This is a genomic window from Eubacterium sp. Marseille-QA0814, assembly GCF_965119675.1.
Taxonomy (GTDB): domain Bacteria; phylum Bacillota; class Clostridia; order Lachnospirales; family Lachnospiraceae; genus Eubacterium_G.
The window spans coordinates 155,357-180,931 of record NZ_CBCPMG010000001.1; the positions used below are offsets into that span (position 1 = coordinate 155,357).

Sequence of the window (25,575 nt, forward strand, 5' to 3'; positions counted from 1 at the left end):
TGAAAATTGAGAATATGCTATAATATAGAACAGATTTAAAATCGTAAATACTTTTTTGATAAATCAAAGGATTTTAGAATATTGTGAAATAAAAAAGCTATTAAATTATAAAATGAAATTTGGATGAATTTCTAAATTTTATTTTGGAGGAAAAACATGGAGATAAAAGATATAATTCAAAAAAATCAAGGCTACAATAGCAACAACTTAAACGTGCCAAAGTCATTAAAAGCTACAGCACAGAAACTATGTTTTGAATACAATCAGACAGGACCGGACGAGGCTGAAAAGCGTAGAGATATTCTTAAAAACTTACTTGGAAAATGTTCTGATTTAACATTTATAGAACCATCATTTCACTGTGATTACGGATTCAATATTTTTGTAGATGGACTGGCAGTTATTAATTACAACTGTGTAATTTTAGACACATCACCTGTACATATTGGGGCTAACGCTTTTATAGCACCGGGTGTATGCATTGCCTGTGCAGGACATTCTATTAATCCTGAACAAAGAGCAAACGGAATCAGCACATCAAAACCAATTACTATCGGAAAAGATGTGTGGATAGGTGCCAACGCAGTGATTTGTGGTGGTGTTACAATAGGAGAAGGTAGTGTAATTGGTGCAGGAAGTGTTGTAACAAAAGATATACCACCAATGGTAGTAGCTGCTGGAAATCCATGCAGAGTGATTCGTGAAGTAAGAGAAGATGATAAAATTCAGCCGGAGGATTTGGCATTTTAGGAAAAACAGAATATTTATATTGTGTAAAGATGTCTTTTTAGGCATCTTTATTTAATAATAGGAATGATTACTATTTTTGCTTGACTTAAATTCAATAATAAGATATACTCTCTATTAAGAATAAATCCTAATAAGGAGAAGCGATGATAACCAGAAGAAATACTATTCAAAAAGAGTTAATACGAAATGCTGTATATGATATGAAAAGACATGTTACAGCAAATGAAGTGTATGATTTTTTAAAAGAAACATATCCTACAATTGGAAAGGGAACGGTATATAGAAACCTTGATATATTGGCAGAAGAAGGAACTTTGAGAAAAGTTGAAGTGCCGGATGGACCTAATAGATTTGATTTTACTTTGACAAATCACTATCACGTCAGGTGTGTAAAATGTGGTGATGTGTCAGATGTGGATATGGACGAAATACCAAATTTGCTGGAAAGAATTCATGACACTCATGGAATTGAATTTCTAAATTATGATATTTCATTTAAAGGTATTTGCCAAAAATGCAGAAAGAATCTAAAGGAGGAATAACATGGATAAAAAAGCAATGTATAAACTAAGTTATGGTTTGTTTGTACTGACGGCAAGGGAATCAGAAAAGGACAACGGATGTATAATTAACACTGCAATTCAGGCAGCTTCGGAACCGAATCAGTTAAGCATCTGTGTTAACAAAGCAAATTACACTCATGATATGATTGAAAGAACAGGAAAATTTACAGTATCAGTTCTAAGTCAGAATGCACAGTTCGAATTATTCAAACATTTTGGCTTTCAATCAGGAAGGGATACAAATAAGTTTGAATCATTTAGAAAGTGTACAAGAGGTGAAAATGGTATTTATTATATTACAGAAGGCACAAATGCATACATTTCTGTAACAGTTAACAGAACAGAAGATTTAGGTTCGCATACAATGTTTATTGGTGAGATAACTGATATGGAAGTGTTAAGTGATATTCCGTCGGCAACATACGAGTACTATCAGAATAATATTAAGCCTAAGCCACAGGCAGTTGGAAAAACAGATGATGATCAGACAATATGGCGATGTAGGATTTGTGGATATGAATATGTAGGAGAAGAATTACCGGATGATTTTATATGTCCTTTATGTAAGCATCCGGCATCAGATTTTGAAAAAATAGTAAACAAAACGGAGGTAAAAGAAATGGTAGAAAACAAATATGCAGGAACACAAACAGAGAAAAATTTACAGGAGGCATTTGCGGGAGAATCACAGGCAAGAAATAAATACACTTATTTTGCATCGGTGGCAAAGAAGGAAGGCTATGAGCAGATGTCAGCATTATTTTTAAAGACTGCAGATAATGAGAAAGAACATGCAAAGATGTGGTTCAGGGAGTTAGCAGGAATTGGTGATACAAAAGAAAACCTGGCGGCAGCTGCAGAAGGCGAGAATTATGAGTGGACAGATATGTATGAAGATTTTGCTAAAACAGCTGAGGAAGAAGGCTTCCCAGAGCTTGCAGCAAAATTCAGGGCAGTAGGCGAGATTGAGAAGCATCACGAAGAAAGGTATCGTGCACTCCTTAAGAATATTGAAACTGCGCAGGTATTTGAAAAGAGTGAAGTTAAGGTATGGGAATGTCGTAACTGTGGACATATTGTAGTAGGAACAAAGGCTCCGGAAGTATGTCCGGTATGCAATCACCCACAGAGTTACTTTGAAGTACATGAAGAAAATTATTAACATAAATTGATATAACAGGAAAGTCGCAAAGTTTGACATAAAAGTTATAATCAAATATAATTTATTTAAGAACTATATTAAAGCTTTCACTCATCACCGGATGAGTGGTAATAAAGCATTCAAGACTAAATCGTAGGTACGGTGTTTCGGCATTATAAGATTTAGTTTTGAATGCTTATTTTTTTGAAAGGAGATTAAGGAATTATGGAAATTGTTAATAATCAGGGAAAGTGGGCTGAGTTATTGGCGCAGGTAAGAGCGTCTGATTTTTATGAAAAAAACGGGTATATCAAATCAGCTGAAATATGTGACGATGAGGGTTGCCCTCATGTGTGGATGAGAAAGAAACTAATTTAAAAGTTTAGAACAAATAAAAGGTTGTAATATTGCTTTTAATCATTGGTATTGTTATATTTTAACAAGAGTTATCTATTATAAAATTGTTATGTGCTTTAAAGCCATGAAAAACAAAAACAGGGGGAGCACTGTTTGACTAAAAGAAAAAGAGGAAGACAATATGGAATTTTATATGGACGACTATGTTTATAGGTTGGAAATTTAGGAGGTAAAATACATTGAGCAGTAAAACAGCATATTTTCACCTACCGGGATTATTTGAATTTTACGAACTATATAAAGTGTTCCTGCCAATTTTCAGAGAGCATAGAGAATACTTTTATGATTGGTGTGATATAGGTTCCATATATGGCTCACCTATGGATTGTATCTGGAGTGGTGGTCGTGTTGAAGTTGGAGAAGCAGAAACGTGGAAGGTGCTTAATTTAATGCAGGAATACGGCATTTCGGCAAGACTTACTTTTAGTAATTCATTGTTAAAAGAGGAACATCTTTCAGATAAAATATGCAATGACATTTGTTCTTTGTTTGCACAAAACAAAAGTGAAAAAACCAACCAGACTCGGATTAATATACAAAATACATCAATGGAAAGTTGTGGTACTCAAAATCAAAAAATAATTAATAGCTATGTTTCAAATGGCGTAATAGTTCATTCAGATTTGTTACTTAATTACCTGAAAAAGAATTATCCTGAATTATATTTTGTATCATCAACTACAAAGGTCATAACAGATTTTCAGGAATTTTTAAAAGAATTAAATAGAGAAGATTTTAGGTATGTTGTACCTGATTTCCGATTAAATAAAGAATTTGATAAACTAAAAACATTATCAGAAAAGCAAAAGGATAAAGTAGAGTTTTTGTGTAACGAATGTTGTTGGTTTGGATGCAAGGACAGAAAAGTCTGTTATGAAGCAGTGAGCCACAAAAATCTTGGAGAAGATTTTGAACATAATTGCAAAGCACCAAATTCCAGTAGTGGCTATCAGTTTTCGAAGGCAATGAAAAATCAGGGATTTATCAGTGTGGATGACATTAAAAATGTGTATTTGCCAATGGAATTTACTAATTTTAAAATAGAAGGAAGAGGACTGGGCAGTGCTTTGATTTTGGAATTTCTACTATACTACATGACAAAGCCGGAGTACCAAATCAATGTTAGAGAAAAAATATATTTAGATAATATGTTGGATTTATTTTGATTTAGAAAGGGTGATAAAAATATAAAGAATGCAAAGACAATTGCAGAAATTATGAGCAATGCAGGTTATGACGTGGAACTTGTTAAGATTTATGTTGATATAGGTTTATAAGTAAAAAAACGGAGGTACAAAAATGTCAAAAACATTCGTAGTATATTATTCATGGTCAAATGGAAATACAAAAAGAATTGCCGAAAAAATGGCAGAAGAATGTAAAGGGGCAGAAATTGTGCATCCTATGGAAATTCAGTTTGACTCACAGGGTGGTCCAAAACTTGAAACATCAGAGAGCAAGATAGAGCAGTGGATTGCAGAAATAATAAGCAGTTTATAGAAAATCAGTATATAATGGTAAAGAGAAAAGCAGGATAACTTGAAAGTGATAGTTAATCTTGCTTTTTTTCATAATAAATAATAATTAAAAAATCATAAATTAGAAAATTCTATTGCTTAATTTTGTCATAAATATAGCTAACACTGCTGAAATAATTCTAGCAAAAACGGTGCTCCACCAAATCATTATCTGTCCACCTAAAAGTGGTGGTAATATAAGCATTAATACAAGCATAAGGACAGGTTCAATAAATGTCAGTATATAGGATGATACTGCTTTTTCTGTTGCATAAAATCCGGCTGTTGATATTCTTGTAATTGCAACAAATGGAACAGAAATCAAAAAGATAGGAATGATTTTAGCAGTCTCTGCATTTACTGCATCTGAAGAACCAAATAACGTTCCTATATGCCATCTGCCAAGGTACATGATGGCACAGCCGATGAAAGCTAGAATAATAGCAAAAATATATGCCATACGTTTAACTTCAGCTAAATCTTTTTCCTTATGTTCACCATAATATTGGCTCATAAGTGGCTGACTGCCGTCACCTACCCCCTGTAAAATCAAATAGATAATACAGACTATATAGGATATGCAGGCATAGGTGGCAATCGCTTGTTCTCCACCATAGGATGCAGAAAAACGATTGATGATTACCAAAGAAATATTAGGTGTTAGTGCAAGCCCAAAAGGAGCTAAACCTACTTTGAAAATTGATTTGCAAAGGTTACTAAATTCCACTTTATTTACACTAATAACCAAATTCTTTTTTAATATAGAATATAAGAGAGCAATAAGTAAGGTCACACCTTGGCTGATAATCGTAGCAAGTGCAGCCCCTGTTATTCCAAGGCTGTAAACCCATACAAATAAGAAATCAAGAATAATATTAGTGGCAAAACCTCCAAGCATGGCAATCATTGCAAAAGAAGAATTTCCAAAGTTTCGAATAAAAGGAATTAGTCCGGTTCCTCCAATTTGCAATATAGTACCCAAGGCAATGATTTTAATATAGCTTGTTGCATAATCAAGTATCAGTCCATCTGCTCCTAAAAGAGTTAATACAGTATGAGCAGAAAAGAAAGTAAGTAAAGTAAAAATAATACTTGCAGCTATAAGTAGCCACCATGAAGCAGCAATAAACTGTTTTGCTTTTTGATGGTTTCCTTCTGACATATTGATAGAGTAGTAAACAGCACCACCCATGCCAATGCCGGTTCCCACTGACTGTATCAGTGCAACAATTGGATAAGCTATATTGATTGCAGAAAGACCGGCATCACCTATGGTATTGCCAACAAAATAACCATCTACAATTGCATAAATACCTGACAGGGCAAATGCAATGATAGAGGGGATGACAAATTTAAAAAAAGTGTTACGATTACTCATTTTCTGTTGAATATCCGTTTCGAAATAAGTTTATAAAAAGTTCTGTATCATTATTCATTCTGGTAACGTTATCTACCCCCATGTGATTTATGGCAAACAGCTCTCTTTTATGCAGAGCTTCAATAATTTCACCGGCATAAATCTTCCCTTCCCGTGTAAGTTTTATTAATTTATTACGTTTGTCTGTTTCATCAGTAGATAATTCAATATAATTATTTGAAGAAAAATCTTTTAGAATTGTATTTATGGTTTGTTTAGGAATAGACCAATTTTGTGAAATACTTTTCTGGGTGCAATTATCTTTTGCTTCATAAAGAGAATAGAGTACAAGCACGCCGTTAGATGACAGACCATGCTTCTTTGCCCAATCCTCATACATGGCATTTCCCTCCTTCCAAAGAGCATAAAATCTTTGTAATTGTTCAAATTTATCTTTTTTGCTATTCATATTTACCTCCAAAAAAAAAATGGTACGATAACGTACTAATGAATTATAGTCCTATATAGGACTAATGTCAAGAAAAAAAGTATGACATAAAATGGATATGCGAATCTGTCGATATAAGGTATAGTATATGCATTGAATTTAACAAATCGGAATTGGCACAACATTTTTGGATGAGTAAATGTTGAGTTTTACATTGTGGATATGATATAATAAGATTAGATAAATTGGACGAAACTATTATAAAACTTATGTATTCAGTGATTGATTTGTGTCGGATGAAACGCATATTGCAATGTTTTGTATCGGGCAATCAAGGAATATAAGTTTATCTGAAAGGAGTATTGTTATGTACAAAAAAATAATATCATATCTGTTAATTTTTACCTTATTTTTAGGAACATTACAAAATGTAGGAATAGTCAGAGGTGATACAGGAAATGAAGAAAGCTGGGAAATAGATTTATCATCGAATAACACCAGTATGACATTTATGTACGAACCAAAGAGTGATGGAATATATCAGATATATACGAAAGGATCCTATTGGAATAGGGTTTTATTGACGGTAAAGGATATTTCTACGGGAACAATTATTTCTAGTACAACAGGTGATTGGGCAACTGCACGAAATGATCATTTAGAATTATTTAACTATAAAAGATATTCATTTACTTTTTCGTTGATTGATGACGATGAGGGATTTGCTGGAAATGTATCAATTAATTTGTTTAAAGAAGGTTTGCAAGATTTATTTACAATTGAGAATGGTGTATTAAAAGATGTTAGTGAGTATTCTCAAAATTTTATTATACCAGAAGGCGTAAAAGAAGTTGACTCAAATATATGCGGTAAACTTGGAAAATATTATAATTATTTTCCGTCTACTTTAGAGAAAGTAGACGCATATTATTTGGGACGAGTAACTAATATATCATATTATGATATTGATGTGAATAACAATTATTTAAAATCTATAGATGGAGTAATATATTCAAAAGATGGAAAACATCTAATAGCATTTCCTCCATGTGGTAAGAGTGATTTTAAGGTGGCGGATGATACAGTTTATATAGATAATTACGCATTTGCGTATTCTTATGTTAGAAATGTGGAATGCCCAAATACAATTGTGAAAATAGGAGAGGAAGCATTTGTACAAGGGAGTATAAAGAAAATACATTTAGGAAATAAATTAGAAGAGATTGGATATGGAGCGTTTTGGGATTGTACTGCACTAGATTCAATGGAATTACCAAGGACATTGAAAGTAATTGGAGGGACGGCATTTTACAGTTGCACAGACTTAACAAGTATAACATTACCAGAGAATTTAGAGGAAATAGGCTACCATGCATTTTGCAATTGCAAAAATCTAAGTACATTAGTAATAAATAGTAATATATATTTGGATGATGGAATATTTGAGTCATGTTCAAAATTGAATGATTTTAGCGTAGGGGATAAGTGCAATAAATATAGCGTTAGGGATGGAATATTAATACAAGATGATGATAGGTTATATTTATATCCAAGTGATAAAGAAGGTGATTACACTGTTCCTTTATTTGTGAACAGCATAAGCGATGGTGCTTTTTATAATAGTCAAAAGTTAACTAAGCTATATATTCCATCAAATTATGAGGGAAATGTTCCTATAATACAATCACCAATGATTGATGAAATTATCGTTGATGCGGGAAATAAATATTATTATTCAAAAGATGGAGTATTATTTGAGATTGTTTATGGCGAAACAAAATTATTGCAGTATCCAATAGCAAATAAGAGAACTGAATATACAATACCGTCTGATGTAGATGAAATAGAATATTATGCTTTTTGTTCGTTTAATGATGCAATACGTCAATTAAAAACGCTTGTCATTCCTACGGGAATATATGTTCCTGATTGCTTAATTTTTGACACAATTGCAGAAACGAGATGGTGGCATTGGGAAGGGGCTGTAGAACAACCATACCTTACAATAAAAGGCTATGATGGTTCCAGTGCACATGACTATTATTTAAAAAATGGTGAAGATGAAAACTTAAAGTGGGAAAGTTTGGGAAAAGAAGACACACAGATAGACAACGACAAAGATGACAAAGACGAAAATAAATTTATGCTTAATTATGATGCCAATAGTTTTACACATTCTTCAAATAGTAATAAATATTTAACAGCTGGATTTAAGGGAGTAAAAGACTATAAGTTAGATGAATCATATTTCAATAAACTGATAAAATATAGTACAAAGGGAGAGAAAAATAGAATTAAACAAAGCATGAATTCTTCGTGGGGAGGTTCCTGCTATGGAATTGCTACAACCATGGGGATGGTATATAAAAATATGATAAATATATCGGAAATTAATAGTAATTCAGCAAATTGTTATTATAAGTTACCATATCCTTATAAAGATAAAAAGTTATTGAATACCATTCAGTATTTTCAATTATCTCAATCTTTAGAATATGGAGGGTCGTATGCAGCCAGTAAATCTTTTACCACGAGAGGGAAGAATGATGAAGCGGATAGTTTGAGTGAATTTTTGAAAGCTGTTGTAAAAACAGTAAAAGAAGAAGGAGTATCATTATTCACATTCGCAACAAAAGAGTCAGGACATGCAGTGTTAATGATTAATTGTGAAGAAACAGATGAAGGCTATAGGATTAAAATGTATGATGAAAATACATATAATGATAATCATAAACCAGGTTATTATAGTTATTTTGATATTTCATCCGATTATAAATCTTTTTCTTGGAAAGATGAAGGGTTGACAAATGAGAATTATATGCAAATGCAAATTATTGATTGGAATTTGATGAAACAATTAAATGGTAATGGTTCTTCGTCTGGAAAAAAGGGAAAAGGGCATAGTTTTGTTACAGTTGGTTTAGATGATTCATTTACAATTAGAAATAATGAAAATGAATATTTAACATGGGATGGAAATTCTTTTTCGGGAAATTTAGAGATATTATCTGAGAATTATGAATATAAAAATATTTCGGAGAGTAATTCTGAGGCAATGGTTAATTTAGAGGTTGAAAATAGTGAGTACTTTACATTTTGTGACATAACAGGAGAACTTAATGCAAGTATTGAAGGTGATGACAAGTATCAATCAATAGAAGCTTCTAATGTATCTTTAGTTAAAATGAATTTGAATGAAGGTGTTATTATTGATAGTAATAATGCAGAGTACCAGTTTAAAACTTTTATAACAACAGATGAAAAAGTGTCAGAAAATGAAAATAATCTTATATCTGTATCTGCGAAAACAAAAGGGAAAACGACTTTATCTGTTAATAATACAAATGTAGATGTAACAAATGAAAATGGTATGGACGATATATATACATCTAATTATGTAGGTGTGAAAACAGCAACGAAGACATATAATACTTCAAGTAAATATATTTCTGTTGATAATATATATAAAAATCATACGCATCAATATGTTCTTACAAATTCAAAACAAGCTACATATGCAGAAAACGGATTAAAAACGTATATATGTGATATATGTGGAAATATAAAAACTGAAAATATTGCTAAATTGATGAAAAAGAATAATAAGCCTGCTAAATCTTCTATTAAGAAAATTAAGAAAAAAAAACACGGCTTAATAGTGACGTGGAAAAAAGTTAAGGGAATAAAAGGGTATGAATTACAATATTCGCTCAAGAAAAATTTTAAAGGCGCAAAAACAAAGACAATAAAAAAAGTATCAACTACTACTGTTGCTATAAAAAAACTTAAACGTAAGAAAAAGTATTATGTAAGAATTAGAACATATATCGTTTCCAATAGAAAGAAGATATATTCTGATTGGTCTAAGTTTAAAGTAAAAAAAACCAAATAGTAATAGTTTATTCGGATATAAGAAACTCCAAAATACTACAGGGATATTCTTGTATAGTGGAAATATTCTTTTAATGGAATTTTTATGATCTGAAAAGTTGCTTTTAAAAATCATAATTTATTGTAGTTTTATGCTAACTTCCAGTTTATAGCGTAAATATACACAATCTTGACAAATAAAGATAACACGTTTATTATCGTAATTAAATTGATTTAGAGCTTGTCTCGGCATAAATGAAGACTATAGATTTTACTGTTTCTGAACACAACAGTGCGTCTATAGTCTTTTTTGTTTTTGTGGCAAAATGCAAATATAAGAATTGCCTTGATAAAACAGAAAGTGTGGTTGTAGCAATGAAGGAATTAAATCAGAAAGAGGGACTGTAGCAATGAGCAGATTAGAATGGACAAAGAAAATAATTATAATAATGGTTGGTTCAGTAGTGGCAGCATATGGTATCACCCTTGCCCTATATGCCGGGTTTGGTGGTGCGACTCTTGCAGTTTTGTGGCAGGGAATTTCTAAAACTTTTCATGTAAGTATAGGGATGGCATCAATGATAGTTGCGATAGTTATGATTGCATTTGCATTTTTTTATGACAGATTTCAGATACATATTGGTACTGTTTTATATCAGATTGTATATAGCTTTTGCGTGGATTTATTTGCAAATATGCATGTATATAGTACGCATTTGTGGATAAATGCACTTATCATGGTAATGGGAGTAATCTTTTTTGCAGTGGGAACGGGAGTTTATGGGGCAGCATCTTTAGGACGTGGTTCGTATGAGGCATTAACATTTTCGCTGGCAGATAAGAATGGCTGGCAGGTAAAAGTTGTGCGAATGATACTTGATGTTGCAATGGTTGTTATAGGCATTGCTCTTGGTGGAAAGTTTGGTTTATGTACTATTTTTACAATCATTATATCAGGACCGGTTATTCAGTTTACAGCATCAAAAACAAAAAAAGTATTGAACATCTAAATGGAGAGGATGTGTATAATAAAAGAATAAATCGGAATTTGTAGATGCAAGATAACCAAGAGTATATAATTGACAAGCAATGAATCATTTGCTATTATTGAGCCGTATATAAATAAGACAGTTCGTTTGTACCATCCTGTCTCTAAATAAAACCAGGACTATTATTTTATAATTCATAATTGGAATTTTTTAGAAAAGTAATCTATTAAGACACGGGTACAGATGTATCCGTGTCTTTTTATGTAATAAGAAATTCCTTCAGAATTTCTTATTACATAAAAAACGTTCCACTATGGATGCGCACTCGCGCGAATGGAAAAACGTTCCACTATGGATGCACACTTGCACGAAAGGAAAAATGTTGCTAAAGCAACACGTGCTCGGTGCGTAGAATATCGCAAGCGACATTCTTGATTATACAATTACAATACAAGCAAATGGAGAAAAGTTTTATGTATATTTTAAAAACGGAGGCTAGTTTTGACTCAGCGCATTTTCTTGCAGGATACAACGGAAAATGTAGCAATCTTCATGGACATAGATGGAAGATTGTTCTTGAAGTTCAAGCTGAGGAACTAAAGGACGACATTCAACATAAGGGGATGTACGTAGATTTTGGAGAATTGAAAAAAGATTTAAGAAACCTTGCAGACTCAATGGATCATGCCTTAATTATAGAAAAGAATTCATTGAAGCAGACTACTTTGGAAGCTTTAAAAAGCGAGAATTTCAGGATTATTGAACTTGATTTTCGTCCGACAGCAGAGAATATGGCAAAGTATTTTTATGAGAAAATAAGAATACTTGGATACAATATGAAAGCTGTAACGGTATATGAAACTCCTGTCAATAGTGCAACTTATATGGAATAATTATAAATAATTTTCTAATCTGAAAGGAGTTATATATGAGTAAATATGAAGTAGTTGAAAAATTTGTAAGTATCAATGGTGAAGGAACTAAAGCCGGACAACTTGCAGTTTTTATACGTTTTAAAGGTTGTAATCTTAATTGTAAATATTGTGATACCAAATGGGCTAATGAGCAAGAAGCACTTTCTCAAACAATGACGGAAGAAGAAATACTTGATTATGTTTTATCAACGGGAGTTAAAAATGTCACTCTTACAGGTGGAGAACCATTGTTAAGAAATGACATTGAAAAAGTTATTACAGTTCTTGCAGAAAACAATCTGAATGTTGAAATAGAGACTAACGGTAGCATTTATCTTGACAAAATCCGTAAGCTTAACAAAGAAAATGTAACTTTTACAATGGACTATAAGCTTTCCTGTAGTGGAATGGAACAGTCCATGAACCTGAAAAATTTTGAAGTTTTAAATAAAAATGATACTGTTAAATTTGTAGTAGGAAACCGAGAGGATCTTATAAAGACAAAACAGATTATAAAAAAATATAATCTGTATGGAAAATGTAATCTTTATATAAGTCCGGTATTTGGGTTGATAGAGCTTGAGGAAATAGTTGATTTTATGAAAGAGAATTTAATGAATGATGTTAATATGCAGATTCAGTTACATAAAATAATATGGTCACCAGATAAAAAAGGAGTCTAATATGGAAAAACATAAGAAAATAGATACTAAAGCAATTGAATATCATATAGCTGGTATTCTTAAAGCTCTGGGTGATAATCCTGAACGAGAGGGATTAAAAGACACACCTAAAAGAGTTGCAAAAATGTACGAAGAAGTTTTTGAAGGAATGAATTATACAAATGAAGAAATTGCAGATATGTTTAACAAAACATTTGCGCTTGATAGACTGGAAGAAGCGTCCGAAAATGTAGAATGTAAAAGTCAAAATGGAACTTCTGACATGGTAGTAGTAAAAGACATAGAACTTTTCAGTTATTGTGAGCATCATCTTGCACTTATGTATGATATGAAGGTAACAGTTGCTTATATTCCAAAGGGAAGAGTGATAGGTCTTAGTAAGATAGCAAGAATAGCAGATATGGTATCAAAAAGATTGCAGCTTCAGGAAAGAATAGGAAGCGATATTGCAGATATTATGCAGATGGTTACTGGAGCAGAAGATATAGCAGTACTTATTGAAGGATGTCATAGTTGCATGACTGCGAGAGGAATTAAAAAAACTAACACAAAAACATACACACAAACATTAAGAGGGAGATTTAATAATGAAAGCAATGGTTTTATTCAGTGGTGGAATAGATAGTACAACATGCCTTGGTATGGCAGTAGAAAAATATGGTTCAGAAAATGTTATTGCATTATCAATAGCATATGGTCAGAAACATACAAAAGAGATAGAAGCATCAGATAAAATTGTAAAATATTATAATGTAGAACATATTTATCTTGACCTTGCAAAAATATTTCAATATAGCGATTGTTCACTATTATCACATTCTGATAAGGAAATACCTAAAGAATCATATAATGACCAGATTAAGAGTACAAATGGTTCACCTGTGTCAACGTATGTTCCATTTAGAAATGGATTATTCTTATCAAGTGCTGCAAGTATAGCAATTTCAAAAGGCTGTAGTGTAATATATTATGGTGCGCATGCAGATGATGCAGCTGGAAGTGCATATCCTGACTGTAGCAGTGATTTTAACAATGCAATAAATGAAGCAATATATCTTGGAAGTGGAAAGCAGATTAAGGTTGTAGCACCATTTATCAATGCAACTAAAGATCAGGTTGTAAAAAAAGGGCTTGAGATAAATGTACCATATAAATACACATGGAGCTGCTATGAAGGTGGCGAAAAACCTTGTGGTAAATGTGGAACATGTATAGACAGAGCTAAAGCGTTTGAGTTAAACGGAATTAAAGATCCGGCAATGGAATAAAAGGGAGAAGAATTATGACAGGAAGAAGCAAAGAAGAAACAGCAGACATAACATTATTAGGTAATCAGAAAACACAGTATCCATGTGATTATGCACCGGAGATGTTGGAGACTTTTGAGAATAAACATCAGGGAAATGATTATTTTGTAAAATTTAATTGCCCTGAATTCACAAGTTTGTGTCCCATAACAGGTCAACCGGATTTTGCCACTGTTACAATATCATATGTACCCAACATTAAAATGGTGGAGAGTAAATCATTAAAACTATATTTATTTAGTTTCCGAAATCATGGTGATTTTCATGAAGATTGTATGAATATAATTATGAAAGATTTGATAAAACTTATGGATCCAAAATACATTGAGGTATGGGGGAAATTTACTCCTAGAGGTGGAATATCAATAGACCCTTACTGTAATTATGGAAAGCCTGGAACAAAATGGGAAGAAATTGCATTTAATAGAATGGCAAATCATGATATGTATCCGGAAAAGGTTGATAATAGATAGGAACAAAGATACTGGATTTATTGGGATAAGGTTCAAAGAGTAGATAACCTGAAACATGGTTATCTATTTTTAATTGTCTCGATTTTCTTTACCATTAAAGTTATAATGTTTAGAAAGATTTTAGGAGAGCAAGTCATGAGTGAGTGAAATACAGTATTATATTATAATGAACAGTTTATTGAAAGAGATTTGTAATTAATATTTGAAAATATATGGAGAAAGTCAATGTTGGATAAAGAAAGAAGAAAAAAGAAAGTAGCATTTATATGTGTTCATAATTCCTGTAGAAGTCAAATCGCAGAGGCACTGGGAAAATACCTGGCTTCTGATGTTTTTGAAAGTTATTCTGCAGGTACTCAAACAAAGCCACAGATTAATCAGGACGCAGTGAGAATTATGAAAAAAATGTATGGAATCGATATGGAAAAAAATCAATATTCTAAACTTATTAGTGAGATTCCGAAACCTGATATAGCTATTTCAATGGGATGTAATGTAGGTTGTCCTTTTATAGGAAGAAGTTTTGATGATAATTGGGGGCTTGATGATCCAACGGGAAAAAGTGATGAGGAATTTGAAATAGTTATTAAGGAGATAGAACGAAAAATAATCGAACTTAAGGAGCGCATAGACCAGTTATAAAGTTCGTTGTGCAGGAAAGTAAATGAAGATATATGAGGCGGAAAATAGAACAGAAAAGAAAAGCTAACAGACCAGCTATTAATAGTTTGGGAACAGTCTGTCAGGGCTACACATCTATTTCTTTCCGGAGAAGAAGTAGAGCAGATTAAAAAGTATGTGCCACAGGCAGTAAATGAACAAAATCCACAGGCAGTAGGATTTTATGAGCATTTAGGTTTTGAAACATATAGAAGAACTGATTTTGACGAAGAGGGTAATCCGTACCCACTTTTGTATATGAAACTGCAAAATATTTAATGTGATATAGTGCTTTCATTAACACTTATATAACATAATGTAAAGTATTTAAACCACCAAAATCGTATGGTTTTTAATTTAACTTATGAGAAATTAGAAAAGGTAATTTAGTATGAACGATATTGAAAACAGATTTTTTGAACAATATAAAAAATTAGATAATTTATGCAAAGATTTGCTAAATAGTAAACAGGGAGTTTCAACATATATAGCTCAGATGGAAAACACACCTGCTTTCGAAAGACGATATGTTAATTCTTGGGATAGTGATTATAAAATGCTTAAGCATATTAGGTGGGTAAGAAACGATATTGCACATAGTGATTATCAGTCAGAATGTACAGAAGGAGACATTGCGTATGCCAGAAATTTCTATACAAGAATTATGAAACAGGAAGATCCGTTTTCCATAATTAATAAGGGAAAAATAGCTCAATTTAGAAAACAAAGTAGTAAGACAGTTGATACAAATCAATTTAGAAAACAAAGTAGTAAGACAGTTGATATAAATAAACCCAATAAAAATCATATAGCTGGAAGAAGGAAAAAATATACAGTCAATAAAGAATTAATGGCATTAATAATAATAGTTATTGTCTTATTTATTGTGTTAAGGATGGTTATGTAAAAAGTGAAAAAAGACAGAGTGAAAGTAAATTTAAAAGATATTATTGAGTAAGATAGAAGAAGCAAAGAATGGAAATGCTTATGATGAATAGAAAATAAGAAAAAATTCATTTAATGTATAAATAGGAATGGAAATAAAATGACTAAAGAACAATGGTATAAACAGTTATTTGAACGTCTAGGCAAATCAAAATTTCGCAGTAGTTTTCACCTAAAACAAAAGGACATAGATTACATTAACGAAAAAGGATTAGAAACAATCAGGAAGCATGCTGAGGATTTTATTGCTAAAAGAGAAGCACTGGCGAACATACCAAATGACGGAAAGCAAACTCCAATGAAAGGACACCCGGTATTTATTGCACAGCATGCAACGGCAACATGTTGCAGGGAGTGCATTCGCAAGTGGCATAAAATAAAACCGGGAGTAGAATTAAGTCAGATACAGCAGGACTATCTGGTTGATGTGATTATGACGTGGATAAAAAGAAATATGTAAAAAATAGAGTATAGTATACAGCAAAGTAAATAAATACTAAGCAGCAAAGAGCAGAATAGGATAAATAGTAAATAATAGAAAATATAATGCAACAAAGGGCAGAATAGGATATACAGTAAAAGATAGAAAATATAATGCAACAAAGGGCAGAATAGGATATACAGTAAATAATAGAAAATATTATGCAACAAAGGGCAGAATAGGATATACAGTAAAAGATAGAAAATATAATGCAACAAAGGGCAGAATAGGATATACAGTAAAAGATAGAAAATATAATGCAACAAAGGGCAGAATAGGATATACAGTAAAAGATAGAAAATATAATGCAACAAAGGGCAGAATAAGATATACAGTAAATAATAGAAAATATTATGCACCAAAGGATAGAAAATAATATATAAAGGACAGGTAATATTGTATGGTTAAAAAGATTATAAAAGGCAAACAGATTTTTGCAAGAAAAGCACAAAGTGCCACAGAGGCAGATAAACAAGTTATAACAGATTTATTAGATACACTTAAGGCTAATAGAGAAACCTGCGTTGGTATGGCAGCTAATATGATAGGAGTTAATAAATCAATAATAGTTGTGGCAACAGGACCATTTCAATTTGCAATGATAAATCCTGTAATTACAAAGAAATCAGGAGAGTACAAAACGGAAGAGGGATGTCTTTCTTTGGATGGTATACGACCTTGTATAAGATATGAAGAAATTGAAGTTGATTATTTAGATTCAAACTTTAATAAAAAACATGACAAGTATACAGGTTTTACAGCACAGATTATTCAACATGAAATCGACCACTGTAATGGAGTGGTTATTTAGAAATTTTTTCAAAAGTACACCCTTTTTAGGCAAAAACAAGCAAAAGGGATGTATTTTTCCAAGTATGAAATTAACAAAACAAAGATAATTCCCCAAAAGTACACCCCTTTTAGCAAAAAACAAGCAAAAGGGATGTATTTTTCCAAGCAGAAAATTTTTAAAAACAAAGATAATTCCCAAAAGTACACCCCTTTTAGCAAAAAACAAGCAAAAAGGATGTATTTTTCCAAGTATGAAATTGAAAAAACAAAGATAATTCCCAAAAGTACACCCCTTTTAGTCAAAAACAAGTCAAAAGGGTGTATTTCCTAAAAAAACAGATTTCTACAATACAAAATATGTTTTAAAATAACAATTCAACAACAAAAAGTATCCCTCACAATAACAATTCAATACAAAAATTTTTCCGCACAATAACAAGCCCCCACAATAACAATAAGTATCCCACGCAATAGCAATACCACAACTAACACGTTGATATGATACCTCAAAAGTTGACGGTTCAATATTTCTAATGTAAATTAACTATAGGATTAAGTATTACATATTAACGTGAAGACAAATTTCAATTCATATGAAAGTGAGAATGATAAAATGAAAACGCGTAAGTTAGGAAAGACAGGACTTGACGTAAGTGAAATCGGGTTTGGTGGTGAATGGTTAGAACGACACCCAGAAGAAGAGGGAATCGAATTAATTAAATATGCATCTTCTAAAGGAATTAATATTCTTGACTGCTGGATGGCAGATCCAAAATCAAGAGACATTATTGGAAAAGGTATCAAGGATAATAGAAGTGACTGGTTTATTCAGGGACATATTGGTTCTACCTGGAAAGATGAACAGTATTTTAGAACAAGAGACATGAAATATGTTCGACCGGCTTTTGAAGATTTACTTAAAAGACTTCAAACAGATTATATTGATATTGGCATGATACATTACATAGATTCAGAAGAAGAATGGGAACAGATTCAGCATTCAGATTATATGGATTATGTAATGGAGTTAAAAGAAAAGAACATAATACATCACATTGGCATGAGTTCCCATAACCCAAAAGTTGCCATAAAAGCAGCACAGTCAGGATATGTTGAGATGATTTTATTTAGTATAAATCCGGCATTTGACATGTTACCTGCAAGCGAAGATATTGACACAATGTTTGCAGAAAAATTTGATAACAATCTTAAAGGAATCGATCCTGAACGTGCAAAGTTATACAAAATATGTGAACAGAATAATGTTGGAATCACAGTTATGAAAGGTTACGCAGGCGGTAGACTATTTGACGAAAAACGTTCTCCTTTTGGAGTAAGTTTAACACCTGTTCAGTGTATTCATTATGCATTAACCAGACCTGCAACAGCATCTATTATGTGCGGCTATGACACAAAAGAACAGGTAGATGATGCTTTGGCATATGAAACAGCTACAGAGCAGGAAAAAGATTATGCATCAGTAATCGCCAATGCTCCGTTCCATTCATACAAAGGAGAATGTACATACTGTGGACATTGCAAGCCTTGTGTGGCGAATTTAGATATTGCAATGATTAACAAATTCTATGATTTGGCGACAATGCAACCTGAGGTGCCTGCAACAGTACAATCACATTATGAACTTCTTGAACATAAAGCATCTGAATGTATTGCTTGTCATGCTTGTGAAGTACGTTGTCCATTTGGAGTAAAAATCGCAGAAAGAATGGAGAAAACAGCAAAACTATTTGGTTGCTAGAATCACATTTGCTTGTAAGGGGGCGTTTAACATTGATTAGAAGCAAAAATTACATTTTAGATTTTACACATGTATATATTGATGAGGACATACAACAAGAAAGTGGTATAAGCCTAATTGATTGTTCGGACATTGAAGGCTGTGACCTTTATTGCTCCAAGGCTGCTGAAATAGAAATAAAGAAAAGAACAGAGCAGTATGGAATTCATGGGATACATTTTATTGATTCAGGTAATTTTCATTACATAACAAAAATAAATACAGACAGAATAATGAAGCCCTTTTCATTAGTTCTGTATGATCATCATACCGATATGCAGGAACCGATGATTAACAAAATGACCAGTTGTGGAGACTGGGCAGCGCAGGTTATTAATGAAAATAAAAATCTTGTTCAATTGATTCTGGTAGGTGCAACTGAAAATGACATAGAGCAAATTCATATTAAGAATCGCGAAAAACTTATAACTTTTTCAGCAGAAGAACTTAGGAGTGGCAGAGGAAAAGATAAGCTTAGCAAAATAATGACAGATGTACCTTTTTACATTTCAATTGATAAAGATATTCTGGATAAAAATTATATTGAAACAAATTGGAGTCAGGGCCACATGCCACTTGATATGCTTGAGCATCTTTTACAGTTTTTTATTAAAGACAAAAAGATTATTGGAATCGATATATGTGGAGAATGCCAGAGTGGGTTGCCTTTTCCTGAATACATAGAGGCAGAGGAGAAAAATTCAAAAACTAATATCGAGCTATACCAATACATTAGAAAATATAAAAAATAAAACTTATTTGATATGTCACAATTAAAGTGGTAAAACAGTTGAAAATAATAATTAAAATTTAGGCTGGAGAAAAACTGTATTATATATTTTGATAAAATGAGCAGAAAAGTTTGTATTATATATTTTGATAAAATGAGCAGAAAAGCTTGCAACATAGATTGTGACTTAAGAGTTAAAAATGATGACATTCATTTTGAGTTAGGAGGCATAATAAATGAACATACTCATAAGAGAATATAATCAGAATGATTTAGAAGCAATGATTGAAATTTGGAATCAGGTTGTAGAAGATGGAATAGCATTTCCACAGGAAGAATTATTAAATAAGGATACAGGAAAAGAATTTTTTGACTCGCAGACTTACAGTGCAGTGGCGGAGGATAAGGATACAGGAAAAGTGTATGGCTTGTATATTTTGCATCCTAATAATGTGGGACGTTGTGGACATATCTGTAATGCCAGCTATGCTGTTAGTAAAAAATCAAGAGGGCTACATATAGGGGAAAAGCTGGTGCTTGATTGTTTGAAGCAGGGTAAGAACAAGGGCTATGGAGTGTTACAGTTTAACGCTGTTGTTGCAACTAATACCTATGCAAGACATTTATATGAAAGACTTGGTTTTACTCAGTTAGGTGTAATACCAAAAGGTTTTAGAATGAAGGATGGACATTACGAGGATATTTGCCCATATTATCACGAACTTGTTTAGATAATTTAATGAAAAATTACAGTTAGTTGCTAATTGCAAAGAATGTATATGGACTGAGAAAATATTGCAATATAGCAATATTTGTTATGTTAGAAATTAGGAGAAAAATATAGGTATGGTATATGTTAAAGATTTACTTCAGTTGGAATCTTTATGGTAAGAACAATGTTTCTGTCTGCAGCATTATGTGGAATAGCAGACTATTTTCAGGTAGAATTTAAAATAAAAAGATTATCATTTACCCATCTGGTTTCCTGCTGTAAATTAGGAATTTCAGCTTTGGTAAGCGAAATATCATCAGCAGTTATAACAGTAGTGTTTAACATGTTGCTTTTAAACATTGCAGGGAATATTGGTGTGGCTGCGTACGGAGTAATTGCCAATTTGGCTATAGTTGCTATTTCTATTTTTAATGGTTTGGCCCAGGGTAGTCAGCCGTTAATTAGTCAGTGTTACGGTAGAAAAGAAACTAAAAATATTAAACAACTTTTAAAATGGAGTGTGGATATCCTTTCTGTCATCAGAAGTGATTACATTTACAGCTGTTATGATTGTGGCAAAGACTAACTTGAAATTCTGTAAATAAAGGTCAGTTTGTGAAAAAAAGCAATAAGTGCATGTGTTATAATACTTTAGAATTGCTGGTAGTATGTCAATAAATATTTGCATAAAGATAAGAGGAAGCAATATGGAATTTCAATATCTTCTAGAACAGAAAACAATGGATTATATTCAAGATAAAAACTTAGAATTAGTGGAAAAAAGTATGTGGAATAGTGGTGCTATTGTATATACTGTAAAGAAATCCGGCGATAACTTTGCCGGATTCTATTCACTGATAGCTATTTATTTGGAAGAAAAAGATTTTAAATTACAGGCAGAAATTTATAATTTATATAATGATAGCAGATTTAATGAAGATTTAATTCAGTGTGAAACAATTGAAGAAGAAATAGTTGATAATGGGAAATTAATCTATATAATTACAGAGAATGTTAATTCAATTATTGACATGATTTTAGATGGAAAAATAATTCTTTCTGACAAGACAGAAGAACAGAAAAAGATATGTTTATTTAATTTGCTTGCTGACATTTGCGATACCATAGTGTATGTGAAAAATAAATACAGCAATTTAAATATATACATCAATAATGAAGAATTATGTATTAACGAAAACGGTAAAGGAAAGCTCTTGTTATTTGATTTGGTAAAAAATCAAATGGCGACTAATAATGAAGCTTATGAACTTGCATATATTGGAAAAAATATTGCAAAAGGTTTAAATATTGATGTTAATATTCCGTTATTGGAAGAAAATATAGAAATGTTTAGACAGTTTTGTCTAAGGGAAATTAAATCTTGTGAAAAAGAAGAAGAAAAAAATAAAAACAAATATGAGAATAATTTAAAGAAAGCCAAAAAGGGTGATAAAAAGGCGCAATATATTGTTGGCTATATGTACGAACATGGAAAAGCTGTACCAAGAAGTATGAGTAAAGCAAAATACTGGTATGAAAAATCAGCCACAAAAAAATACACGAAAGCACTTAATAATATGGCGTATTTTTATCAAAAGGGAATACAGGTAGATAAGAGTATTGAAAAGGCAGAAGAACTTTTGAAAATCTCAGCAAAACAAAAAGATAGTGTGGCATGCTTAAATCTTGCAATAATGTACCAAACAGGAAAAAAGGGCAAAGTCGATATAGAACAGGCATTGTATTGGTATAAAAAAGCCATGAAATACGGGGATAAAGTAGCAGAAAGAATGTACAAACGTTTAATTATGCAAAAAGCAAATGAAAAAGGGTGACAAAATGGAACATATAAATACTACTGAGATGTACTATAAAGTTATAAATTGTGAAGAAGTAGATGAGTTAAAAGAAATATTAAATGCATACAGTCCATACTATTCAAAATGGAGAGATTATATAAATAATATAATGTTATCAAGGGGATTGTCTTATGAAAAGTTAGGAAAAAAATGTGGCTTTAGTAAAAATACAATAAAATCCTGGATAAAAAATAATAAAGTGCCAAAATCAAGGAAAAGCTTCATAAAACTTGGCATGGGGTTAAGGTTTAATTTACAGGAAATTAATTATATGTTACAGCGATATGGAAAATATCCTAGACTATATTCAAAATCATTAGAAGATGCTATATGTATTTATGTAATTTCACACTATCCAAAAGAAGAGAGCATTAATCCCTATGAATATTGCACTACGCTTAAGGGAAAATTTTTAGATATTTTAAAAACAAAAAACAGAAGAAAGTATTTGGCTAATTCTCAAAATGAAACCTTTGAAGTAGAAGAAAAATTAGTAAGTCTGAAAAATGAGAATGAGCTGGTCTCATTTATAAGGGAAAATGAAGTTGAATATATTAACAGTTATTACAATTTGGTGGACTACATTGAAGCATATATAAAGGCTGAAAATTTTGGCGGTTCCTATCATAGCCTTGTAAAAGCCGAAAATCTGGATAAGGGATTTGAAAAAATGATTTCTAATTTGAAGAATTGGGGGGAAGTACCTAACAGACAAAGGTTAATTGCATTAGGAATAAAACTTAATATGTCTTATGTTGAAATCAATCAGTTACTTGATTATGCAAATATGGAAAAACTATGCCCAAAGGACAAAATAGAGTGTATAATACTTTATGTACTATCTAACATAGATATTTCTAATCCTGAATATCAGACAAATCATATGTCGTTAGTTACCAGTTACAGCAATAACCCACAAATTAAGGAACAGTGTTCACATCTTTTAAAAGAATTAACAGGGTTAAAAAATTCAGATGAAATTGAAAAAGATATGCAGTATTACATAAGTGATACTTTAAGAAACCTTGAAATGGATAAGGAAGATTATGGAATTTTAAAATTGTTTATTGGTAAAGAAAATTAAAATTTATATGGAAATTAATAAGGTATTTTGTGATTAGAATATTTATAAATAAAAAATATGAGATAGTACAGCAATTACGATAAAAAATAAAAAGGGGAGACAATAATGGATTCTATTTTAGGCAGAACAATATTAGGATACAATGTAATAGAAAAAATAGGTTCAGGTGGATTTGGCGATGTATATAAAGTTGAGAGAAGCAACATTGTAGGAAAGACTACAAGAGCTTTAAAAGTAATTACATTACCAAGGGATGATGAATACCTTGAAATATTAAACTCCATGGGTGGAGACAAAAACAAGACAAATGCATATTTTGAAAAAGAACTTAATCGCGTAGTTAATGAGATAAGAGTTTTTTCACTTATATCGGAGAAGGACAATCATAATATCGTTTCCTATTATGAAAACGACGTAGAACAAATAGGTGAGTATAGGTATAACATATATATTTTAATGGAACTTCTTACACCGCTTAATAAATGGCTACAGCAAAATAATATTACTGTAGAGGATGGACTTAATATTGGGATTGGTATAGCAAACGGACTTGCTATTTGTCATAAGAACAATATTGTTCACAGGGATATTAAGCTAAGTAACATATTTGTTTCTAAGGATGGAGCGTTTAAACTAGGTGATTTTGGGGTATCAAAGAATATTACTAACGCAACAATGGCACATACCATAAAAGGAACACCTAATTATATTGCTCCTGAAATTTATATTGGCAAAAGTAAATATGACAATACTGTAGATATATATTCGTTAGGAATTTTAATGTATTATCTATTTAACAAAAAGCGTTTTCCATATTATCCTGAGTACCCAAAGGAATATACAAGGGAAGATGAAGATAAGGCGTTTTACAAAAGAATGCAGTATGATAAACTCCCAAATCCATTGGAGGCTCCGGATAGCATTGCAAAGATAATAAAAAAAGCTGTTTCAAAATCTGACGAAAGATATCAAAGTGCAGTTGCCATTGAAAAGGACTTAATTGTGGCAAAATCAAAATTAAGCGAAAAACAGTTGAGTAGACAAATTGGTTTTGAGCCGGTTTTTGCTGATAATAACAAAATCGAAAACGAAAAGGAACATCTGTTAGTTCAGAACTTAATGGGAAAAGACTATAACAGCATCAGTTTTCAGGAGCAGGGCGTAACCATGGATGAAAGCGTTATAATATCCAAAAAGAATAACAAAAGAAAATGGTTAATTATAGCTGGTGTTATCGGTGTGGCAATATTGTTGTTTTTAATTGTGTATCTTAGCAGTTGTACAAATTCTAAAAATACTTCTGAGAAAAATATAGCCATAACAACTACTGAGAAATCAATAGTAATAAAAGAGAGTACAGTTATGGAATCTTCTGCAAAAGATACAGAATCAAATACTGAGACAACAAAAGTAAGCCAGACAACAGAAGTACAGAAAACTACTAAGAAAAAACGAAAAAAGAAAAGGCAGGTAGCTTCAGAGAAGACAACACAAGAAGTAACAACCATGCCTTCAACAAAATCAAATAATGCATACATAAATAAGTCAGCGCAACCGTCATCAAAGAAAGTTAATACAACAAATAAACCAGCCGGTCAGAAAAAAAACAGTGCAATTGACTTTGAAAATGTGGTAGAGTAAAGATATTATTTATGATTTAGATTACTCTGAATTAGGAGGGTTACAATGAAGAAAAGTTTAACAATAGTAATTATGATAGCATTAGCCATGGCTTTAATATGGGCAGTTGTTTTTGCAATTGTTTTAAAAAGTTTAATTGTAGGATTAGCCTTTGGTTTGGCATTTGGTTGCTCAATGGCAATTGTAGCTTATGCTATAGTTAGCTCAAGTAGGAAAAATGATAAGTAATAAGTAAGGTGTGTTTTTGCAGACAAGAACATATACATAATAAAAAACGATAACTCGTAAGCGATATATGCGTCGGGTTATCGTTTTTTTTTATGCACACTCGCGCAAAAGGAAAAATATCTCTAAAGCAACATGCGCTCGGTGCGTAGAATGTAATTATTTTAGAATGTTTATTAATAATATGAATAGAATAATCAATAGACAGTTTACACTTAA

Annotated in this window: 29 protein-coding genes and 1 pseudogene; 28 read left to right on the plus strand and 2 right to left on the minus strand. The window is 31.7% G+C overall.

Annotated features, from left to right (window positions below; genetic code table 11):
• The first annotated feature begins 156 nt into the window (after window positions 1–156).
• The 7 genes and pseudogenes from ACQY63_RS00710 (at window position 157) to ACQY63_RS00740 (ending at window position 4,371) form a co-directional block, all read left to right on the plus strand.
• On the plus strand, window positions 157–750 hold the full coding sequence (locus ACQY63_RS00710) for a sugar O-acetyltransferase (protein WP_428244574.1): 594 nt from the start codon (window positions 157–159) through the stop codon (window positions 748–750).
• Between the two features lie 143 nt (window positions 751–893).
• Entirely contained in the window at window positions 894–1,292 is a 399-nt protein-coding gene (locus tag ACQY63_RS00715) for a Fur family transcriptional regulator (RefSeq protein WP_290987702.1), read from the plus strand.
• A 16-nt stretch (window positions 1,293–1,308) separates the two neighbouring features.
• A pseudogene (locus ACQY63_RS00720) lies at window positions 1,309–1,890 on the plus strand (flavin reductase); the annotation flags it as partial.
• A gap of 42 nt (window positions 1,891–1,932) precedes the next feature.
• Window positions 1,933–2,475, plus strand: a complete 543-nt coding sequence (gene rbr / locus ACQY63_RS00725; protein WP_428245268.1) for a rubrerythrin — start codon at window positions 1,933–1,935, stop codon at window positions 2,473–2,475.
• A 204-nt stretch (window positions 2,476–2,679) separates the two neighbouring features.
• The gene (locus ACQY63_RS00730; RefSeq protein ID WP_301956389.1) at window positions 2,680–2,832 is read left to right on the plus strand and encodes a GNAT family N-acetyltransferase; all 153 of its coding nucleotides are present in this window, start codon (window positions 2,680–2,682) and stop codon (window positions 2,830–2,832) included.
• Window positions 2,833–3,050: 218 nt separating this feature from the next.
• On the plus strand, window positions 3,051–4,037 hold the full coding sequence (locus ACQY63_RS00735) for a hypothetical protein (protein ID WP_428244575.1): 987 nt from the start codon (window positions 3,051–3,053) through the stop codon (window positions 4,035–4,037).
• Between the two features lie 133 nt (window positions 4,038–4,170).
• Entirely contained in the window at window positions 4,171–4,371 is a 201-nt protein-coding gene (locus ACQY63_RS00740) for a hypothetical protein (RefSeq protein WP_412335554.1), read from the plus strand.
• A 99-nt stretch (window positions 4,372–4,470) separates the two neighbouring features.
• On the opposite strand, the gene ACQY63_RS00745 is transcribed toward ACQY63_RS00740, so the two are convergent.
• Both ACQY63_RS00745 and ACQY63_RS00750 read right to left on the minus strand, forming a co-directional pair.
• Window positions 4,471–5,766 (minus strand): MATE family efflux transporter, encoded by a 1,296-nt coding sequence (locus ACQY63_RS00745; protein ID WP_412335552.1) that lies wholly within the window; start codon window positions 5,764–5,766, stop codon window positions 4,471–4,473.
• On the minus strand, window positions 5,759–6,214 hold the full coding sequence (locus ACQY63_RS00750) for a MarR family transcriptional regulator (RefSeq protein ID WP_117999185.1): 456 nt from the start codon (window positions 6,212–6,214) through the stop codon (window positions 5,759–5,761). The genes ACQY63_RS00745 and ACQY63_RS00750 overlap by 8 nt, the downstream gene beginning before the upstream one ends.
• A 346-nt stretch (window positions 6,215–6,560) precedes the next feature.
• On the opposite strand from ACQY63_RS00750, the gene ACQY63_RS00755 reads away from it, so the two are divergent.
• From ACQY63_RS00755 to ACQY63_RS00855, 21 genes are all read left to right on the plus strand, one after another.
• On the plus strand, window positions 6,561–10,085 hold the full coding sequence (locus ACQY63_RS00755) for a leucine-rich repeat domain-containing protein (protein WP_158561065.1): 3,525 nt from the start codon (window positions 6,561–6,563) through the stop codon (window positions 10,083–10,085).
• A gap of 233 nt (window positions 10,086–10,318) precedes the next feature.
• On the plus strand, window positions 10,319–10,471 hold the full coding sequence (locus ACQY63_RS00760) for a hypothetical protein (protein ID WP_158561064.1): 153 nt from the start codon (window positions 10,319–10,321) through the stop codon (window positions 10,469–10,471).
• Between the two features lie 2 nt (window positions 10,472–10,473).
• Window positions 10,474–11,073, plus strand: a complete 600-nt coding sequence (locus ACQY63_RS00765) for a YczE/YyaS/YitT family protein (RefSeq protein ID WP_412335550.1) — start codon at window positions 10,474–10,476, stop codon at window positions 11,071–11,073.
• Window positions 11,074–11,525: 452 nt separating this feature from the next.
• Entirely contained in the window at window positions 11,526–11,945 is a 420-nt protein-coding gene (gene queD / locus ACQY63_RS00770; RefSeq protein ID WP_117999182.1) for a 6-carboxytetrahydropterin synthase QueD, read from the plus strand.
• Window positions 11,946–11,980: 35 nt separating this feature from the next.
• Complete coding sequence (gene queE / locus ACQY63_RS00775) at window positions 11,981–12,649, plus strand: putative 7-carboxy-7-deazaguanine synthase QueE (RefSeq protein WP_412335548.1); 669 nt, start codon at window positions 11,981–11,983, stop codon at window positions 12,647–12,649.
• A gap of 1 nt (window position 12,650) precedes the next feature.
• On the plus strand, window positions 12,651–13,274 hold the full coding sequence (gene folE / locus ACQY63_RS00780) for a GTP cyclohydrolase I (protein WP_117999180.1): 624 nt from the start codon (window positions 12,651–12,653) through the stop codon (window positions 13,272–13,274).
• Window positions 13,237–13,917, plus strand: a complete 681-nt coding sequence (gene queC / locus ACQY63_RS00785) for a 7-cyano-7-deazaguanine synthase QueC (protein WP_118437094.1) — start codon at window positions 13,237–13,239, stop codon at window positions 13,915–13,917. The genes folE and queC overlap by 38 nt, the downstream gene beginning before the upstream one ends.
• 14 nt (window positions 13,918–13,931) lie before the next feature.
• Window positions 13,932–14,429: a preQ(1) synthase gene (queF, locus tag ACQY63_RS00790; RefSeq protein ID WP_055214233.1), complete on the plus strand. Its 498-nt coding sequence runs from the start codon at window positions 13,932–13,934 to the stop codon at window positions 14,427–14,429.
• 225 nt (window positions 14,430–14,654) lie between these two features.
• Window positions 14,655–15,071 (plus strand): arsenate reductase ArsC, encoded by a 417-nt coding sequence (locus ACQY63_RS00795; protein WP_412335546.1) that lies wholly within the window; start codon window positions 14,655–14,657, stop codon window positions 15,069–15,071.
• 81 nt (window positions 15,072–15,152) lie between these two features.
• The gene (locus ACQY63_RS00800; protein ID WP_412335859.1) at window positions 15,153–15,368 is read left to right on the plus strand and encodes a hypothetical protein; all 216 of its coding nucleotides are present in this window, start codon (window positions 15,153–15,155) and stop codon (window positions 15,366–15,368) included.
• Window positions 15,369–15,480: 112 nt separating this feature from the next.
• The gene (locus ACQY63_RS00805) at window positions 15,481–15,996 is read left to right on the plus strand and encodes a DUF6548 family protein (protein WP_428244576.1); all 516 of its coding nucleotides are present in this window, start codon (window positions 15,481–15,483) and stop codon (window positions 15,994–15,996) included.
• Window positions 15,997–16,134: 138 nt separating this feature from the next.
• On the plus strand, window positions 16,135–16,494 hold the full coding sequence (locus ACQY63_RS00810; protein ID WP_022164728.1) for a DUF4186 domain-containing protein: 360 nt from the start codon (window positions 16,135–16,137) through the stop codon (window positions 16,492–16,494).
• 421 nt (window positions 16,495–16,915) lie between these two features.
• Window positions 16,916–17,326, plus strand: a complete 411-nt coding sequence (locus ACQY63_RS00815) for a peptide deformylase (protein WP_412335544.1) — start codon at window positions 16,916–16,918, stop codon at window positions 17,324–17,326.
• A 594-nt stretch (window positions 17,327–17,920) separates the two neighbouring features.
• The gene (locus ACQY63_RS00820) at window positions 17,921–19,066 is read left to right on the plus strand and encodes an aldo/keto reductase (RefSeq protein WP_412621829.1); all 1,146 of its coding nucleotides are present in this window, start codon (window positions 17,921–17,923) and stop codon (window positions 19,064–19,066) included.
• 32 nt (window positions 19,067–19,098) lie between these two features.
• Window positions 19,099–19,857 (plus strand): arginase family protein, encoded by a 759-nt coding sequence (locus tag ACQY63_RS00825; RefSeq protein WP_412621831.1) that lies wholly within the window; start codon window positions 19,099–19,101, stop codon window positions 19,855–19,857.
• A 214-nt stretch (window positions 19,858–20,071) separates the two neighbouring features.
• The gene (locus tag ACQY63_RS00830) at window positions 20,072–20,566 is read left to right on the plus strand and encodes a GNAT family N-acetyltransferase (protein ID WP_412621833.1); all 495 of its coding nucleotides are present in this window, start codon (window positions 20,072–20,074) and stop codon (window positions 20,564–20,566) included.
• Between the two features lie 153 nt (window positions 20,567–20,719).
• Window positions 20,720–21,133 carry an MATE family efflux transporter gene (locus ACQY63_RS00835; protein ID WP_412621835.1) on the plus strand — a complete coding sequence of 138 codons (414 nt, stop codon included), beginning with the start codon at window positions 20,720–20,722 and terminating at the stop codon, window positions 21,131–21,133.
• Between the two features lie 121 nt (window positions 21,134–21,254).
• On the plus strand, window positions 21,255–22,382 hold the full coding sequence (locus tag ACQY63_RS00840; RefSeq protein WP_412621837.1) for a tetratricopeptide repeat protein: 1,128 nt from the start codon (window positions 21,255–21,257) through the stop codon (window positions 22,380–22,382).
• Window positions 22,383–22,386: 4 nt separating this feature from the next.
• Window positions 22,387–23,490: a hypothetical protein gene (locus ACQY63_RS00845; RefSeq protein WP_428244577.1), complete on the plus strand. Its 1,104-nt coding sequence runs from the start codon at window positions 22,387–22,389 to the stop codon at window positions 23,488–23,490.
• Window positions 23,491–23,595: 105 nt separating this feature from the next.
• A complete protein-coding gene (locus ACQY63_RS00850) occupies window positions 23,596–25,131 on the plus strand; it encodes a serine/threonine-protein kinase (protein ID WP_428244578.1) in 1,536 nt (511 codons plus the stop codon).
• 45 nt (window positions 25,132–25,176) lie between these two features.
• Window positions 25,177–25,359: a hypothetical protein gene (locus tag ACQY63_RS00855; RefSeq protein WP_117999167.1), complete on the plus strand. Its 183-nt coding sequence runs from the start codon at window positions 25,177–25,179 to the stop codon at window positions 25,357–25,359.
• Window positions 25,360–25,575 lie beyond the last annotated feature (216 nt).